The organism is Aliiglaciecola aliphaticivorans, assembly GCF_054782055.1.
On the sequence record NZ_BAAGTF010000003.1, the window covers coordinates 51,947 to 69,070 of the forward strand.

Sequence of the window (17,124 nt, forward strand, 5' to 3'; positions counted from 1 at the left end):
ATTTTTATTCTTATTGATGCATCAGGTGACTAAAATTCTGAGTTAGCAATGGCGCGATATATTCTGCAGCTAAAGGTCTTGAGAATAAATAGCCTTGTAACAGTAAATGTTGACTATTTTTCAATATTTCAATTTGTCCCGCATCTTCGATTCCCTCAGCGATCACCCCTAAATTTAGACTCTCAGCAAGGGCTAAAATGGCTTCCACTATTGCCACATCATCAGGTGCTGAGTCCAAATCGCACATAAAGGAGCGGTCAATTTTTAATATATCGATAGGGAATTTTTTCAAATAACTCAAGGACGAATAGCCAGTACCAAAATCATCAACCGCTAGCGTTACACCCAGGGTTTTCAATTCAATTAGCCTAGCGATATTCTCTTCTGCATCACTCATTATCACCGATTCAGTCAATTCCAGTTCCAATAGTGAAGCTGGCAGGCCACTCTTACAAAGCGCTTGGGCGACAATTTCCGTGAAATTATGCTGTTTAAACTGATGTCCTGATACATTCACCGCAACTCGAACCGGTGTATCTTGTGTTAACCACGCTTTAGCTTGTAAACAGCTTTGTTCAAGGACAAGTTGCCCCAACACATTAATCAAGCCGGTTTCTTCGGCAATTGCGATAAATTCATCAGGTGGAATCATTCCACCTTGCGCGGGTAACCAACGTACTAACGCTTCGACACCAATTATCTGTCCAGTTTGCGCACAGACTTGGGGCTGATAAAAAGGAACAATCTCATTGTTATCGAGGGCTTGACGTAAATCTTGCTCTAACTGCAAGCGAGCAGCGGCTTTGGCATTCATTGAGTCGCGATAAAACTTATAGCAACAACGACCCGCCTGTTTCGCCGAATACATTGCCGTGTCTGCGTTTTTAAGCAAGGTTTCAGCATCTTCCCCATCATTAGGAAACATGGAGATACCAATACTAGGAGTTATAACGACTTCAAATTGCTCAAGTTGGAAAGGTTTACTGAAACTACGAATCACCCTTTCAGCCACTAAAGTCGCTTCATTGGCACTATTTAACTGGTTTAAAAATATTGTAAACTCATCACCGCCAAAGCTGGAAAGCTGTGTTTGATTTGCAGAAACATCCTCTCCTACTCGCACAAACACATCACTGTCTCGTAAGTTAGTTTGTAATCGTTGGGCCACTTTACGCAACAATTTGTCACCATTACTGTGCCCCATGGTATCGTTAATACGTTTAAACCTATCAAGATCGATAAACAACATTGCAGCTTGATGTTGTTTTCGCCGAGCTAATGCAAGATATCGCTGCAAATCTTGCATTAAGTATTAGCGATTAGGTAATCCAGTCAGAGAATCATAAAACGCAAGTTGGTGAAGCTCTTTTTGCTGTACGACTAAATCTGCAAAAGCTTGACTCGCTCTTAGGATATATTTAACGCGCTCTCCTAATATGGGCCACTTTATGGGTTTAGCAATGAAGTCTGTCGCTCCTACGGCGTAAGAACGATGAATAGATTCAAGGTCGTCAGATCCGGTCACCATAATAATAGGAACATGCTCGCCGTTTTCCAGACTCCGAATTTTTTCGCACACCTCAAAACCATTCATTTCGGGCATGGAAACATCTAATAAAACCAATGAAGGTGAATGGGTTTGAAATTGCTCCAAAGCCCGACTGCCATTTTCCGCTTCTAACACTTCAATAGAGTCACTTGTTAGTGTTTCTTTCATTAAAATTCTTGCGGTGAGATCATCGTCACTGACCAGAACCTTAATTTTCGATTCAACTAACATTTCTAAAGGTCTCCAACTTCTCGCAACTTAATTTAAAAGTCACTTGTATATTTTCTGCTAAAGTCTCGACTCCTTCCGATTCCTGTTGTTTTGACTTGCTCTCTAACTCACGACACATTTCGTATAAAGCCTTAGCGCCGGAGTTTCCAGACATTGATTTTAACGCGTGTGCAATTTCTTCGACTTGATGCAAATTCATTTGCGGGCTGTTCACTTGTTCGAACAACTGTGCAATTAACTTCTCAGCTTCCTGGATAAACGCATCCAAAACTCTAATAAACACTGGATTGCCCGTATCTTGACTGATTTTTAACAAGGTATCTACAGTTGCTGTATCAATTAGCTCTGTTTCAGGATCCTCTTTATTACTGTCCCTAAGTTCTACTTGAGCACTACTATCTTGTGTTTCCAGCCCTTGGCTAGCAAACTCCTCACTGCTGTTCTGCTGAGGTTCAGTGGCTAGAGGTTGTGAGGTTCCCCCTAAAAAGCGAGTCAAGGTCTGTTCCAGTTCCCGTAATGAGAAAGGCTTAGTCATCACGTCATTCATACCCACACCCAAACACTGTTGACGCAGATCATCGCCCATGCCTGCAGTGAGTGCGACTATGGGAATATCTGGCCAATTTTTCCTGATCTCGGTGGTGGCCTGATATCCGTCCATAATTGGCATTTGGCAATCCATTAAGACTAAATCAGGCTGACTTAAATTGATTTGCTCAACCGCTTCAGCACCATTATCGGCTAACCATGCTTCACAACCCAGCATGGCTAACATGCTTTTCGCGACTTCCTGATTGGTTAAGCTATCTTCTGCCACCAGAATATTAGCGTTAAATTTTTGGTGATTAGGGTATTCGCTATTACCTTGTTGTCGCTCGATGGTTTTAACACCAAGGGCTTTATGCAAACTATCCTGTAAATCCTTTAAGTGAATGGGTAATGGTAATATATTGCGATTATCGTTTTCCTGCCATTGTGAAGAGGGCAATAAGCAAATCCATTTCTGCAATGGAATTTGCGCGTTCAGTATGTCAGTTTCATACTCACTTAGACTGATCCATAAACCATTTTTAGCGGATGCCAGTTGGCCGTTAACCCGTTGCACATGTACTGCTTTGGCCCCTAATTTGGCCAACATATTCGTTAAAGCAAGGCCTAAACCTCCTCTAAGATTAACCAAGTGTACCGTTGGAAAAGAAGATTCAACTAGCTCTGAAGTTATCGTATTTTGAGAAATTGGCAAGTCCACTTCCAGCGTAAACGCACTGCCTTCCCCTAAAGTAGACTGCACATCGATGTTGCCCCCCATCAATGTAGTAAGTTGACGGCAAATCGCTAAACCTAAGCCCGTCCCTCCGTATTTTCTGGTAGTTGAGGCATCAGCCTGAGTAAACATTTCAAACACTTTTTGCTGTCTATCGGGTGCCATACCGATACCAGTATCCTGAATCTTTATCTCAAAACCACTCATCTCGCTTGCTTGCTCTGTTGATGGATTATGAGGGTGATAACAAGGCACTCGTCTAATGCTTACATTGACTTCTCCATGCTCGGTAAACTTAATTGCATTACTGGTTAGATTAGCAATGATTTGGCGCAATCTTGCAGGATCAGCATAAACCTCAGGAAGCGGTTCTGGAGACAAAATAGCGTTAACGAAGAGACCTTTGTTATATGCCGATTCGCTAAATAAATCACACACTTCCTCGACTAAAGCCTCAAGATTAACCGGTACTGATTCTAAGGTCGCTTTACCCGCTTCCAGTTTTGAAAAGTCTAAAATATTATTCAGCAAATCCAGTAGCAATCGCCCAGAACGATAAACGAGTTGCGCAAAATGTTGTTGTTTTGGTTTTAACTCAGAGCTTAACAACACCTCCGTCATACCCAGTACACCATTCATTGGAGTACGAATTTCATGACTCATAATGGCTAAGAAATCACTTTTTTCTTTGCTAGCCTGTTCCGCTAATTCCCGTGCTTTTTCGGTTTCTTGCATACTGGTTTCAAGTTGCGCATTAGCATGTCGTAGTTCTTTGGTGCGCTCTTCAACTTTTTCTTCCAGATCTATAAGTTGTTGAATTTCAGCCAAACGCTTACTTCGGTATCGCCAAATTGTATTCAGCACAATCAGCAACACAATTAAGAAATAAATACTGTAAGCCCAAACTGTCTTCCAAGGTGGAGGAAGCACATTGATTGGCAGTACAATCCCTTCTTTATTCCACAAACCTTGGTTGTTACTTGCCTGTACTCGTAATGTGTAATTGCCCGCCGGTAAGTTGGTAAAAGTCGCTAAACGACGGTTTTCGAGTTCAATCCAGTCTGAATCAAAGCCTTCCAATTTATATCGATATTCGTTAAGTCCGGGTGCATTAAAATCCAGAGAGGCAAACTCGAAGGAAATAAAATAATCTTTGTAATCTAATTCAAGTTCCTGCAATTGCTGATACGGCACATCAAACCATACTTGTTCATTCAGCTTTTTAATCCTCACTACCACCACAGGGGGAACGATTTCGCTATCTTTAATATTCTCAGGATGAAAACGAATTGCGCCTGTGGGGCCCCCAAAATACATATAGCCTTGGCTATCCTTAAAACTGGCCCCCAATTTACTTCGCTTTCTTTAAACCCTTGAGAGCGGTCAAAGTGTCTTATCTTTCCTGTCTCTGCATTTAACCGAGTTAGCCCAGCAGGGCTCCCAAGCCACAGATTTTGTTTGTCATCCTCTAAAATAGCGTAGACATGACTGCTGGGAAGACCGCTAAAATTGTCGTACTGAGTGAAACGATTGTTGAATGCCTGCATATCTTCAGGCGACCATTTATTTAAACCGCCACCTTGGGTACCAACCCATAATTGCCCTTTACTATCTTGATAAAATGCCCAAGCCATAGAAGCAGATAAGCTATCGATGGAATCTGGGTCTTGTTCAATACGTTGAAACTTTTCACCTGACGGGTCAAGCAAATTGAAACCAGATACTGTCCCCACCACAATAGTACCGTCTAAAAGTTGATATACCGCTAAAACGCGATCGCTGTTTAGGCTATTGGGATCATTTTCATCGTATCGATAGTGTACAAATTGGTCACTGCCTGCGGGCAAGTAATTCAAACCACCACCAAAGGTTCCTACCCATAAATTGCCAGCTCTATCAGAAAAAACACTGGTCACACCGTTAAAGCTCAAGCTAGTAGGGTTTTCAGGATCATGGGAAAAGAATTCAATTTGATTATTGTCGACGTTAAGCCGACCTAATCCAGCACGGCGGGTACCAAACCACAACAGATTATTTTCCCCTAGAACAGCCGTCACTCTGGCGTCGCGCAACGAGGTTTGCGTTTCCTTGTTAATGATCTGTTTCACTTCCCTATTGCTATCCAATTGCGTCAGACCGCTATAGCTTGCTATCCAAATAGTTGGTTCCCCATTGCTGGAAAAAGTCTCTGCAAAGCCTAAAACAGCGTTGTTGCTTAAACCCTTATCAATATGTTCAAACGGCACCTCAAGACTTTTGGTAATACCATTTAAGGTACCCAGCCAAATTAATCCGCTAGAGTCTTGCTGGATTGATAGAGTGTTATTATCACTTAACCCATCCGCTGTAGAGAAAGTATGAAAACTATTGGCACCGTCCCAAAGGGCGACGCCAGCATCGGTACCAATCCAAATTCGTTGTTGGCGATCTTGATAAATTGTTTGCGCTAGATTTGAAGGTAGACTATCTGTCTGCTCTAAGTCATGCTGCCAATTGGTAAAATTGAGTTTCTGCGGATCAGCTACGCTAACCCCTGCATCCGCACTGGCTACCCACAAACGTTGCTGTTTATCAACAAACAGATGTTTCAAAGAATCGCTAAAAAATGGTGTTGTAGATCCCGAGTAGAGTCGCTCCATAGCACGGCTTTGTTTATTAAATTTAAACAAACCATTCTCGCTAGATGCCAGCCAAAGGAATTTTTCATCTTCAACGATAGACACAATACCCGCATCTTTTTTTAGTTCAGGTACTAGCTCGCGCATATTAAAATGTTCAAAGGTTTGGTCATCGGGATTAAATCGGCTGAAATTGCCGTTACGATAACCAATCCAAATATAATTTTGTGAGTCTAAGAACAAACTGAGAATTCGATTCGATGAAGGCGCATTGGCAGAGTGACTACCAGCCTCTTTCCATGGGGTAAATGTTTGTTTAGCCGCATTAAATAAGTTTAGTCCACCGCCATCAGTGGCTATCCACAAACGCTTTTTATGATCTTCTAGTACCGCGAATACGTTGCTACTACTAAGGGAGTTATCGTTGCGAGGCTCATGGACGAAATGCAACATTTGATAACCATCGTATCGATTAATGCCTTCTTGAGTCACTATCCACAAATAGCCAGTACTATCATGGTATATCTGACGCACGGTTTTTTGGGTTAATTGAGTGGTTAAATCTGCAGAAGAAAAATAGAAATTAGGAGAGTCGTCAGCAGTAGCGCTACTGCTTATTAACAGGAAAAATAAATAATAAAATAGTCTTTTGCTGACCATACTTCTTCACGACGCTTTGTTTTTAACCTAGGTTAACCTAACAAATTAACGAAGCCAATAAAATGCACACAATACCTGTAAAAAATCCTTATTTATTATACTCCTAATGGTTTAAAAATGACTTAGCCCCTGCAAAGCTGAACCTTGAGGGGCTAAGAGTATTATGTGTTCAGATTTATTCTTGCGGTAAGAAGTTTTCTTGGTTTACGTAAGCTTCTTCCCAGATGAATGCTTCTTCCCAGATGAATGCCTCTTCCCAGATGAATGCCTCTTCCCAGATGAACGCTTCTTCCCAAATGAATGCCTCTTCCCAGATAAACGCTTCTTCCCAAATGAATGCCTCTTCCCAGATGAACGCTTCTTCCCAGATGAAAGCTTCTTCCCAAAGTTCAAATTCGAACCCTTGGATGTAATAATTGCCGTCTTCATCTTTACGAGCTGCGCCCATATAGTGTTGTTCACCACTTAGGTCGGCGGCGATATCCATACCATTGTTTGCACACCCTGTGGCTGTCGATTCAACGGCTTTAACGGCATTAACACTACCAGAACCCTGTTGGAAAGGACTGTATGCAAGCTTGCCATTTGATAACTGTGCCATGGTAGTGCTGCTCATTAAACGACACTTCACATCGTTTGCACTCAGACTCGGATCATTTTGCAGCATCAAAGCGACAATTCCACTTACCACGCCTGACGCTTGCGATGTACCCGACATAATAAACCGATCATTTCCAACCATATATTGTGGGAATTTATTCGGCATATACATATCTTCACTGGCTAAACTAAATATATGACCACCTGGGGCAACTAAATCTGGCTTTACAAAAGCTTCATGAGTCGGACCTTGTGAAGAGAATGAAAGTAACTCGTCATCATGAGGGTTATCTTGGGTGTAATTATCAGTGATAGCGCCCACGCTAATAACATAAGGAACATTAGCAGGTACGCCGATAGTCATTGCCGCAGGTCCGGTGTTACCTGCTGAGGTCACAACTACAATATCTTTTTCCCAAAGCTTCATAATGGCTTGGTTAATTGGATCTGCCCAATAATTCGAGCGAGGTGGCGCACCAAAAGATAAATTGACTACGCGAATATTCAGCTCTTCATGATGATCAGAAACATATTGAATAGCACGAAGTGCATCCAAATATGTGCTGTGACCATCTTCATAAAAGGCTTTGATAACGACTAAATTTGCATCAGGGGCGACACCTTGATAATAATTGCGCATTTGGCCATCAACCACTGCGTAGTCACTATTAGCGATTATCCCTGAAATATGCGTACCATGACTATTCTCATCAGTCATATCTTCAGCTTGCATTTCTTGATTTTCAATTGCGTCAAATGCGGCTGTAATTCGAGGGTTATTATCAGTGTCGTTTTTTAACGCTTTATGGTCAGCCCAAGCCCCACTATCAATAACAGCGACAGTTATATCTTTCCCTGTAATGCCATCTTCATGAAGCTCGTTAGCCCCTATAGTGTTAACGTAATAACTGTTGCTGTCCCCATCATTTGCTTGAGTATCATAGCCTTTAACTAATTCACGATCACAATTTTGGGTAAAGGAGACATTCATTGAAAAGTCGTTTTGTTGATAATTTTCAGCACCACTACGAGCAAAGGTTAATTCTACTTTTGCATCATCATACGCATTCATTTTTGCGTAACGACTTAACCAAGAGGAGTCCAGTGTTAACTCCCCATTTTGGCGTCCAAAGAAACTCCAAAATACAGTGCTTCCATTAAATTTAACCGAAGTAACATTGCCTAGGCTTGTGGGCCAGGTAAATTTCATCTCATCAACATTTGTTTGCATGTCACGGGCGTTGTATAAATTCCAACTAACCTTTTTTCGCTCTAAGTCAACAACATGACTTCCATATACCTGACAATTATCAAGGGCACCAGCAGTAAAAAGAGGCTGGTTCTCAGTAATGGTTATCAACGTCGGAAAGCTCTTTAACAATTCCAATTGTAAATCAGAAACTCGCACACCAATACCGTCAACAAGGGATAATTCATGGGTTACAATCCCACCTACCAAGTTAACCAAATCGTTGACTACAGCAATATCACCACCCTGGATTAAAATTTCATTGTCCATTGAAAGGATACTGTCAATGACAGGCACTTCAGGTAAACCTAGAGAGGTTGTGAGGGCAGACACATCTGTTAAGTCAGCCACGCTATCAAGATCTAGACCTAATAGCCCACTGCTAGCAGCACTAGCATTAAATGTTGAAAAGCTTAACAAACCACTGACTAAAACTGCGAAAGTACTTCTTTTGTGTAGTTTCATATTAATTATCTCTTTGTGTTTCCATGCATGAAATGGTGTTGCACACCAATAGCAGGTTCCGTAACTTTCCATTCTAAGCAATTTGCGTGCCAATGATTAAGGCGCCATTTTCATTAGCCTTTAGTCTAATGTGAAAATTATGAACGCAACCAAAAAGAAAATAATGACTGTAAAAAATGGAGCCACAAACCAATATTTGCAATCATATTTTTCAAATATTATTAAAAATAGCGAGTTTGAACGACTTCTTATCCATCCATAAGCTTGCCTATACTCATCAGAAATATCATTGCAGTTAATCTCGATGACTATTATTTATTAAACTTGTCGTGTTTAATGAACCTTATTCCTTGAAAATAAAAATCACTATGCAACTACGTTTTGGTTTATTCATACTCACCTTGCTTACGTCGAATTATGGGATCGCTGATGCTAGCTCATTCCCTGTAACCTGTATTCCTCAGCCCCTCAAAGATATAGAAATTTGTTCACTGTCTACTCAATCTGAGCATTTTCCGGTGAATGATCTCGTATTGTATAAACGCGAAAAAGATCGCTTTCCTGTGCTTCTAGAAGTGATTAAAGGCGATGTTGCCGTTAGTTGGTTTTGGGGCTTTTCACGACATGGAAAGTACACTGTTATGGCCTTTGCTGAAGAAGGACATCCTTACTTTGTCGTTTACGAGACCAGCCGCTTTTTAGAAAGTGAACAACGTCCAACCGCCATAGCCATTCTTTCAGATTACTTTTTAAGCGATTTAATAGTACTGGAAGATGATGGTACCGCGCGTTTTGCAAAAAACCACGACACAAATAGGGAAGGCGAAAATATCGACTGTTTTGACCCGAACATTGATCGTGAATTACATAACGATACCTGTTTTGTGAACATCAATATATTCCATAAGAGCCACAAGCCTGTTAATTAAAGGCAGCTAGTCAAATATAAATAAAGATGAAAATATTTCTTTCACTAGGGTCACTTTTGCTTGTTCCCTAGGCGTCTTTTTACTAACTAAAGATTGAGTGAACTCATAATGGTATTGCGCGGGATGTATTTGTTTAATTTCACCACTTTCTAATTCATGTTTAATATAACTAAGTGGTAAATAACCAATATACATAGCGGATAAGATAAGCGTTTTACGGGTATCAAATTGATAAGCTTTGGCTTCTAGCTTGAGCTTCTGCAATTGTTTGCGACCTCCTTGATCAACATCTAGCCCGGGATGGATAGCAGCGTAAGAGGCAAGTCTTGACTCATCGAAGCCGTCATCAACAACGTCATACAACGGATGCCCCCTAGCGCAGCATAAATACATTGTCTCGCGAAATGCGGGAGAATACTCGAGGCCATCTACGGGCTTATAGTTCGGAAATAATCCAATATGCGCCTTATCTTTAAGCAAACTTTTTTCAATAAAATCAATGGATCCGCCATCTAAAACCAAATTTATCTTAGGCGCTCGTTGATGGATTTGATTCACCACCTTAGCTAAACTTTTTTGTTTACTACCATCAAGTTGATCGGCACATAAAATGACTAGCTCACCACTTAATTCACTATTTAACGAACGCACCAATAACGAAAAGTCATTCAAAGAATCAAAAAGATCTGTGCAAGCATGATAAACCACCTGGCCAGCTTCGGTGAGGGTAAATCCTTGTCGCCCTCGTAGACACAATTTGAGCTTCATGCGGCTTTCAAGGTTTCCCATATGAACGCTAATAGTAGATCGAGAGACACCAAGCTCACTTTCCGCAGCTGAAAAACCTCCATTTTCTACAACAGACTTGAACACCCTTAATAATCTTAAATCGTACTCGGTGATTGGTTTAGGAATTAAATTGTTTCTAGACATAATGTTTTACATCCTTAAACGTATAGATTGAAAGTTTAATATTTAAAGAGTAATTTAATTAGGTTTCAATAGCGAAAAAATTTGATGGAACCCTACATGCTTAACTTAAACGATCCAACCTTATTAAAAACAGCGTCCTATATTGATGGACGTTGGTTAATAACCGACAATCAAATCCCAGTAATTAATCCAGCCAATGGTCAAGAATTAGTCTCTATCTGCGACGCAGATGTAGAAGATGCTAACCGAGCCGTAGAAGCTGCCCACCGGGCCTTGCCGCAGTGGTCAGCTTTAAGTGCGCAACAACGCGCGAATTTGTTACGCAACCTTTTCCAATTAATGATGCAACATCAAGATGATTTAGCTCAGATTCTCACCTTAGAACAAGGCAAAACCTTTGCTGAAGCAAAAGGTGAAATCGCCTATGGCGCATCGTTTATTGAATGGTTTGCAGAAGAAGGTAAACGAATCTATGGAGATGTTATACCGGCCCCTAGCAGCGACAAACAAATTATTGTGCTAAAACAACCCATTGGAGTTGTAAGTGCAATTACGCCATGGAACTTCCCTAATGCAATGATCTCCCGAAAAGCGGCAGCGGCTTTAGCTGCGGGCTGTACTTTTGTGGTGAGACCGGCAACACAAACACCTTTATCCGCAATGGCAATGGCAGAACTGACCCACAGAGCGGGCTTTCCCCCAGGCGTTTTTAACCTGATAGTCGGTAAAGACTCTCAAGGATTGGGTAGCGTGTTAACGCAGCATCCACACGTAGCTAAATTCACTTTTACAGGTTCCACAGGGGTCGGCAAGAAGCTCATTGCCCAGTGTGCAACCAGCGTAAAACGCGTGTCCATGGAGTTAGGCGGTAATGCCCCCTTTATCGTCTTCGATGACGCCGATATCGACGAGGCTGTACAAGGCGCATTAGCTTCAAAATACCGAAATTCAGGCCAAACTTGTGTTTGCACAAACCGTATTTTGGTGCAAAAAGGTGTGTATGCTCAGTTTTGTGAGAAATTCATAGAAGAAACTGCAAAGTTAAAATTAGGCGCAGGAATGGACGCTGACGCCCATATTGGTCCCATGATTAATGCCAAAGCAGCCAATGATGTAGATGAATTGGTACAACAATCCATCGACCAAGGTGCAGTATTGAAATTAGGTGGCACCACCACCTCACAAGGTCCAAACTATTATCTACCAACTGTGCTGACCAATGTCAGCAATGATATGCCTATTGCCAGCAATGAAATCTTTGGGCCTGTTTCACCCATTATTCAATTTGAAGAAGAGAGCGAGGTAATTGAGTTAGCTAACGCCACTGAATATGGATTAGCAGCCTATTTTTACAGTCGCGATGTAGGTCGCATATTCCGAGTAGCCAAAGCACTCGAATTTGGTATGGTGGGGATTAATGAAGGGGCTATTTCAAATGCAGCGGCTCCCTTTGGCGGTATGAAACAATCAGGTAATGGCAGAGAAGGATCCCGTTACGGATTAGACGATTATTTAGAAATTAAATACCTATGTTTAGGTGGGCTAAACAACACTTAAAAACTAAAAATCACTCATACAAAGATGTCTATATATGTCATCTAAGATAAAAAAAACGCTATTTTTAGCCAATCAAGCCCTGCACTAACAGGGCTTGATTGTTAATTGAATGCCACATCTTTTGAGTATACCCTGACTCTATTTACGCCTGTTTCCTGTTTCCTGTTTAGCGTAAAACGATCATAGGAATATGACTGCGCTCAAGCATTTTCATTGTGTTACTGCCCACAAAAAACTGCCTAAGCTTAGAGTGAGCAAATGCGCCCATCACAATAAGCTCAATGTTTTGGGATGTTTTATATGTCATCAGGGATTCAAAAATATTTCCTTCAATATAAGCCGCTGTGACTTGAAATCCTTCATCTTGCAGCCTTTGCTTGGCCGATATAAATTTATCATGTAGATCTTTTTCGTTATTTTTTACCGAAACTAAATGACAATGAAGACCACGCAATAAGCCCCCTTCTATCACACGCTGCAACGCTTTATCAGCCGTTTCCCGGCCATCATAAGCGATCATAAATGAAGATGGAGGGTTAAATGCATTAGGAATAAGCAATACAGGATGACAAGCCTTGCGAAGTAACGTTTCAATATTAGAGCCTAGCGCGTCAAAGCTATTATCATGTTCTTTACCATTACGGCCAATAACAATGAGTCTGGTTTTCGCCTTTAAATCGGTGATGGAATCTACCACCTCACCATGTCTTTGCATGGACTCAACCTCGACCACACCTGAATTTTGAGCATGTTGCACCGCACCATCAAGTAACTCACGGCCAAGTTGCAACGCGACTTTTGCGCGTTGCTCATCAAGCTTAGTCATTTCTTCAAGCAATGCTGAGCGCGCACCTAAACCAATCGCACCAGTATAGTCATCCGCACCATGCTGCTGTTCTTTTTCCAAGGCATGCAAGAACAGAATAGGTTTATTTAGTTTTTTTGAAGCCCAGACAGCTGCATCTGTCACCGCAGGCGTGATTGCAGAACCATCTACACAGGTCACAATTTTAGTCATCATTATCTCCTTAATGTCCGCCAAACAGTTTTTCAACTTCTTTAGGATCGTTATGCACCCCAAATTCATCTACTACTGTAGCCGTTGCGTCATTCATTCCCATAAGCTTAACGGTTGCACCTTCGCGACGGAATTTAATGACCACTTTATCCAAAGATGATACCGCCGTTATGTCCCAGAAATGCGCATGAGTAAGATCAATTACAATACTTTCAACAGCTTCTTTGAAGTCAAACTGATTGACAAATTGTTCTGCTGAGGCAAAAAATACCTGACCAACAACTTCATAAGTTCGCACTTTTTCATGTTCATTGTAATAAGACTTAACTGCCATATAACGACCAATTTTATTGGAAAAGAACAAGGTCGCCAATAACACGCCTACAAACACCCCAATGGCTAAGTTATGGGTAGCAACAACCACAATAACGGTACTTATCATCACAATATTCGATGATTTAGGGTGCTTACGTAAATCGGTGATAGAAGACCAAGAAAACGTGCCTATGGAAACCATAATCATCACTGCCACCAGCGCCGCCATTGGAATTTTACCCACCCACTCGTCAAGGAATACCACCATAATGATTAAAAACAAACCGGCGATAAAGGTTGATAAACGTCCCCTTCCCCCAGATTTCACATTAATAATAGATTGACCAATCATCGCACAACCGGCCATTCCACCAAACAAACCAGCGCCAATATTTGCCATACCCTGGCCTTTACATTCTTTATTCTTGTCACTGTTTGTATCGGTTAGATCATCGACAATGGTTGCCGTCATCAAAGACTCAAGCAACCCAACTACGGCTAAACCGAGGGAATACGGCAAGATAATTTCTAGAGTGGTTAAATTAAGGGGCACTTCCGGCCATAAAAATATGGGTAAAGTATCAGGTAATTCCCCCATATCACCTACGGTTCGTATATCTAAGCCTAAAACAATGGACACGATAGTGAGACTAACAATACACACCAAAGGAGAGGGTACGATTTTCCCGATACTAGGAACGTAGGGTAATAGATAAATAATCCCCAATCCTGCGGCAGTCATGGCATAAACATGCCAAGTCACATTGGTCAGCTCAGGTAATTGCGCCATAAAAATCAGAATCGCTAGGGCATTCACGAAACCAGTGACAACAGAGCGAGAAACAAAGCGCATTAAACTGCCAAGCTTTAAGAAACCGAAGATAATTTGCAGCACACCGGTTAGCAAAGTAGCAGCAAGCAAATATTCCAAGCCATGCTCTTTAACTAGGGTAACCATCAGCAATGCCATTGCTCCGGTAGCAGCAGAAATCATTCCCGGACGACCTCCGACAAAGGCAATGATCACAGCAATACAAAACGAAGCATAGAGGCCCACTTTAGGATCCACTCCGGCAATAATAGAAAAAGCAATCGCTTCAGGTATTAAGGCTAGCGCTACCACAATACCAGCAAGCACATCACCACGAATATTAGAAAACCATTCTCTTTTCATGTTTTCGAGCATGTAAATAACCTAAAAGTTGAAGATTCTTGGCAATCAAGAAAAAAAGTATGTTTCAATGCAATAACATCGACGAGCAAACGAAATTCTTTGCGCGTTAAGCAATAACGAATTATTAGAGGAAGGGCACCCTAGGGTGGCGTGAATTTCAAGCTTTTAATCCTTAATAAATTGACTATAGTTTAGACGATATAACTTTAGAAATATGCTTACAAGCGCTAATGATAGAAAGTCATTAAAACCACTGTCCCACTATTAATTCAAGGCAGACTAAAATATCAGTACTGAATATTAACCTAATAAATTTAGATATTGCCCCTGTTTTATCAAGTACGTCTAAAAATGCGAAAACTCCCCAAACTCACGATGGGGAGCACAAAAACGGCAACAAATACCCAAGTAAGGGTACCGTAACCACTACCAATTAAAGCAACCAGCCCTACGGAAGAAGCGAGATAAATTGACAAAATCAGTGCTATTGCGGCAATTGTAGGACGCATTAACTTAGGCATTTTTTGTTGATTTTCTTTATACACTTCGGCGATTCGCTCATTCATACCATGGATAAAAGCAGTGCCTGTCTCGATAAAAGTACCAAATAACACTACATAAAAAATGGCCTGCAACCATGGAACGCCCAATTGCTGCATCATAAAATCAGATGGTACTTTTGCCTCAGTTACCTGCGCCGCATTTACCACCATCGCCACAAAGAAAAACAGCGCAGGCAGCATGGCTAGAGGGCCGGCAATAGCCCCAGCTAAAAGCGCGTCTTGGGATGTACGCATGTGCCGCACACAGAACAAAATGAGCGGTAAAGCGGCAATATTGTAACCAACGTACTGGATAGCGCCAATGAACCAATTATCCTCAATTTCGCCATAAAATAATTGCTCATATACATTCTCACCATACTCATGCAAGTACAAATACACAAACACGCCGTAAACTAGATACAACAGAAATGACCAGCCGGCTAATACCTTCTCAATTAATTTAGTGCCCCAGGCAACCAATACACAAATTGATGCCATCAACACCACTGTACCCAGGGTACTGGAAATAGACAGATGCTCAGAAACCACTTCTCCGGCAGCAGAGCCAATTACCGCTAAAACTAAAACCCCTAGGGCAAAATAGGCCAACTCATACACAAACCAAGCTCTTCCCAACAGCTTTTTAAAAAAGCGTCTGTAAGTATAACTTTGGGTTTGTCGAGCAAATTCAAAGCTAAGCATACTGATTACGCTAAAGGCAGCAGTTGCAACTAAAATACCTAAAAAACCACCTAATGCCCCTGAACTTAGAAAAAACTGAACTAATTCTCGACCTGTCGCATACCCGCCTCCAATCAAAACCGACTGGAGGATAAAACCTGGCAGTAAAACACGTTGGAAGAAACTTGTTTGCATAGTTTTCTCTTTTTGAGATGTGTTGAGCTAAGCAATTCTGTGTGGTTGATTCAACCCCTTGGAATTATTGTTTTAGCCGTTGATAACTGGACAATAAACGCTGCCATATGGGACCTGGTTTTCCTGCGCCAACCTTTTCCCCCTCGATGCTAATAATGGGTTTTAATTCTTCAAAAGAATTACTCACCCATACCTCATCAGCTTGTTTTACTTGTTCGACTGTGGGCGCGAGTTGTTTTACTGGAATACCTTGACTTTCGGCCAAATCAATAATGATTTTACGGGTGACTCCCGCCAAAATGTTATCCACAGGAGGGGTGAAAATAACGCCATTTTTTACTATGAACAAATTACTGCTAGGGGCTTCTACTACATACTCATCTCTAACTAGCAGAGCCTCACTATTGGCCACGCCATCATGTGCCAATTGCATATAGGACATCACATTACCCATCAAGCTTATGGATTTTATTGAGCAACGTTGCCAGCGCAAATCTTGTTGAAAATAAGCATCACAACCAGGATAAGACATGTCGATAGGGGGCGTAAAAGGAGTACTAAACATAAACACTGTCGGCTTTGCATCCACAGGGAAACGGTGCTTGCGAACGGCTTCAACACCTCGCGTAATTTGTACATATAACATTTGCGCGGGTTCATTATCGGTTAGCAAGGGTTGTGCAATATTGCTTAATTCCTGCACCGTTAAGTCCAGTGGAATATCGACAGAATTAAGTCCTTCAAGTAAACGTTGCCAGTGTTGAACCCCACCTAAAGCTTTGCCGTTATAAACAGGAACAACCTCATAAATACCATCTCCAAACAGAAAGCCCCGGTCCAGTGGCGAAATATTCACCTCCCTCAACGGCATATATTGGCCATTTAAGTATGCTGCACAATCGTTGTTATCCGTTTTATCATTAGCCATATAAAAACCAGCCTACAGAATTGTTTAGTATAAAAATCAAAAATGTACTGTACTGTAAATTTCTCTTATGTGTAATTTTTTTCGAATGACTAGAGGTAACCGCGCCCCAACACAGTTGTTGAATTAACCGCGAGGGCTTCGGATAAGTTAGCAACGTCATTCGCTTTCTACCTCCTTTGACTATTGAGCAATCAATTCATGAGGAAGTTATTG

Annotated in this window: 12 protein-coding genes; 2 read left to right on the forward strand and 10 right to left on the reverse strand. The window is 41.4% G+C overall.

Annotated features, from left to right (window positions below; translation table 11 throughout):
* Positions 1-10 precede the first annotated feature (10 nt).
* The 5 genes from ACYVIL_RS01300 to ACYVIL_RS01320 all read right to left on the reverse strand — a co-directional run bounded on the left by ACYVIL_RS01300 (position 11) and on the right by ACYVIL_RS01320 (position 8,636).
* Positions 11-1,306, reverse strand: coding sequence for a putative bifunctional diguanylate cyclase/phosphodiesterase (locus ACYVIL_RS01300; protein ID WP_460311288.1), 1,296 nt, complete (start codon positions 1,304-1,306; stop codon positions 11-13).
* A gap of 6 nt (positions 1,307-1,312) precedes the next feature.
* Positions 1,313-1,780 (reverse strand): response regulator, encoded by a 468-nt coding sequence (locus ACYVIL_RS01305; protein WP_460311289.1) that lies wholly within the window; start codon positions 1,778-1,780, stop codon positions 1,313-1,315.
* Positions 1,770-4,361, reverse strand: coding sequence for an ATP-binding protein (locus ACYVIL_RS01310; protein ID WP_460311290.1), 2,592 nt, complete (start codon positions 4,359-4,361; stop codon positions 1,770-1,772). Before ACYVIL_RS01310 ends, ACYVIL_RS01305 begins: the two co-directional genes overlap by 11 nt.
* On the reverse strand, positions 4,277-6,322 hold the full coding sequence (locus ACYVIL_RS01315; RefSeq protein WP_460311291.1) for a ligand-binding sensor domain-containing protein: 2,046 nt from the start codon (positions 6,320-6,322) through the stop codon (positions 4,277-4,279). Before ACYVIL_RS01315 ends, ACYVIL_RS01310 begins: the two co-directional genes overlap by 85 nt.
* Positions 6,323-6,497: 175 nt before the next feature.
* Positions 6,498-8,636, reverse strand: coding sequence for a S8 family peptidase (locus ACYVIL_RS01320; protein ID WP_460311292.1), 2,139 nt, complete (start codon positions 8,634-8,636; stop codon positions 6,498-6,500).
* Positions 8,637-8,986: 350 nt separating this feature from the next.
* On the opposite strand from ACYVIL_RS01320, the gene ACYVIL_RS01325 reads away from it, so the two are divergent.
* On the forward strand, positions 8,987-9,565 hold the full coding sequence (locus ACYVIL_RS01325) for a hypothetical protein (protein ID WP_460311293.1): 579 nt from the start codon (positions 8,987-8,989) through the stop codon (positions 9,563-9,565).
* A 6-nt stretch (positions 9,566-9,571) separates the two neighbouring features.
* On the opposite strand, the gene ACYVIL_RS01330 is transcribed toward ACYVIL_RS01325, so the two are convergent.
* The gene (locus ACYVIL_RS01330) at positions 9,572-10,498 is read right to left on the reverse strand and encodes a LysR family transcriptional regulator (RefSeq protein WP_303474544.1); all 927 of its coding nucleotides are present in this window, start codon (positions 10,496-10,498) and stop codon (positions 9,572-9,574) included.
* A gap of 96 nt (positions 10,499-10,594) precedes the next feature.
* Here ACYVIL_RS01330 and ACYVIL_RS01335 point away from each other — a divergent pair, with 96 nt between their 5' ends.
* The gene (locus ACYVIL_RS01335) at positions 10,595-12,055 is read left to right on the forward strand and encodes an NAD-dependent succinate-semialdehyde dehydrogenase (protein WP_460311294.1); all 1,461 of its coding nucleotides are present in this window, start codon (positions 10,595-10,597) and stop codon (positions 12,053-12,055) included.
* 166 nt (positions 12,056-12,221) lie between these two features.
* Here ACYVIL_RS01335 and ACYVIL_RS01340 read toward each other — a convergent pair whose 3' ends face one another.
* The 4 genes from ACYVIL_RS01340 to ACYVIL_RS01355 all read right to left on the reverse strand — a co-directional run bounded on the left by ACYVIL_RS01340 (position 12,222) and on the right by ACYVIL_RS01355 (position 16,911).
* Complete coding sequence (locus ACYVIL_RS01340; RefSeq protein WP_460311295.1) at positions 12,222-13,073, reverse strand: universal stress protein; 852 nt, start codon at positions 13,071-13,073, stop codon at positions 12,222-12,224.
* A 10-nt stretch (positions 13,074-13,083) separates the two neighbouring features.
* Positions 13,084-14,574, reverse strand: a complete 1,491-nt coding sequence (locus ACYVIL_RS01345; protein ID WP_460311296.1) for a SulP family inorganic anion transporter — start codon at positions 14,572-14,574, stop codon at positions 13,084-13,086.
* Between the two features lie 323 nt (positions 14,575-14,897).
* Complete coding sequence (locus ACYVIL_RS01350) at positions 14,898-15,983, reverse strand: YkvI family membrane protein (protein ID WP_460311297.1); 1,086 nt, start codon at positions 15,981-15,983, stop codon at positions 14,898-14,900.
* Positions 15,984-16,047: 64 nt separating this feature from the next.
* Entirely contained in the window at positions 16,048-16,911 is an 864-nt protein-coding gene (locus ACYVIL_RS01355) for an aminotransferase class IV (RefSeq protein ID WP_460311298.1), read from the reverse strand.
* Positions 16,912-17,124 lie beyond the last annotated feature (213 nt).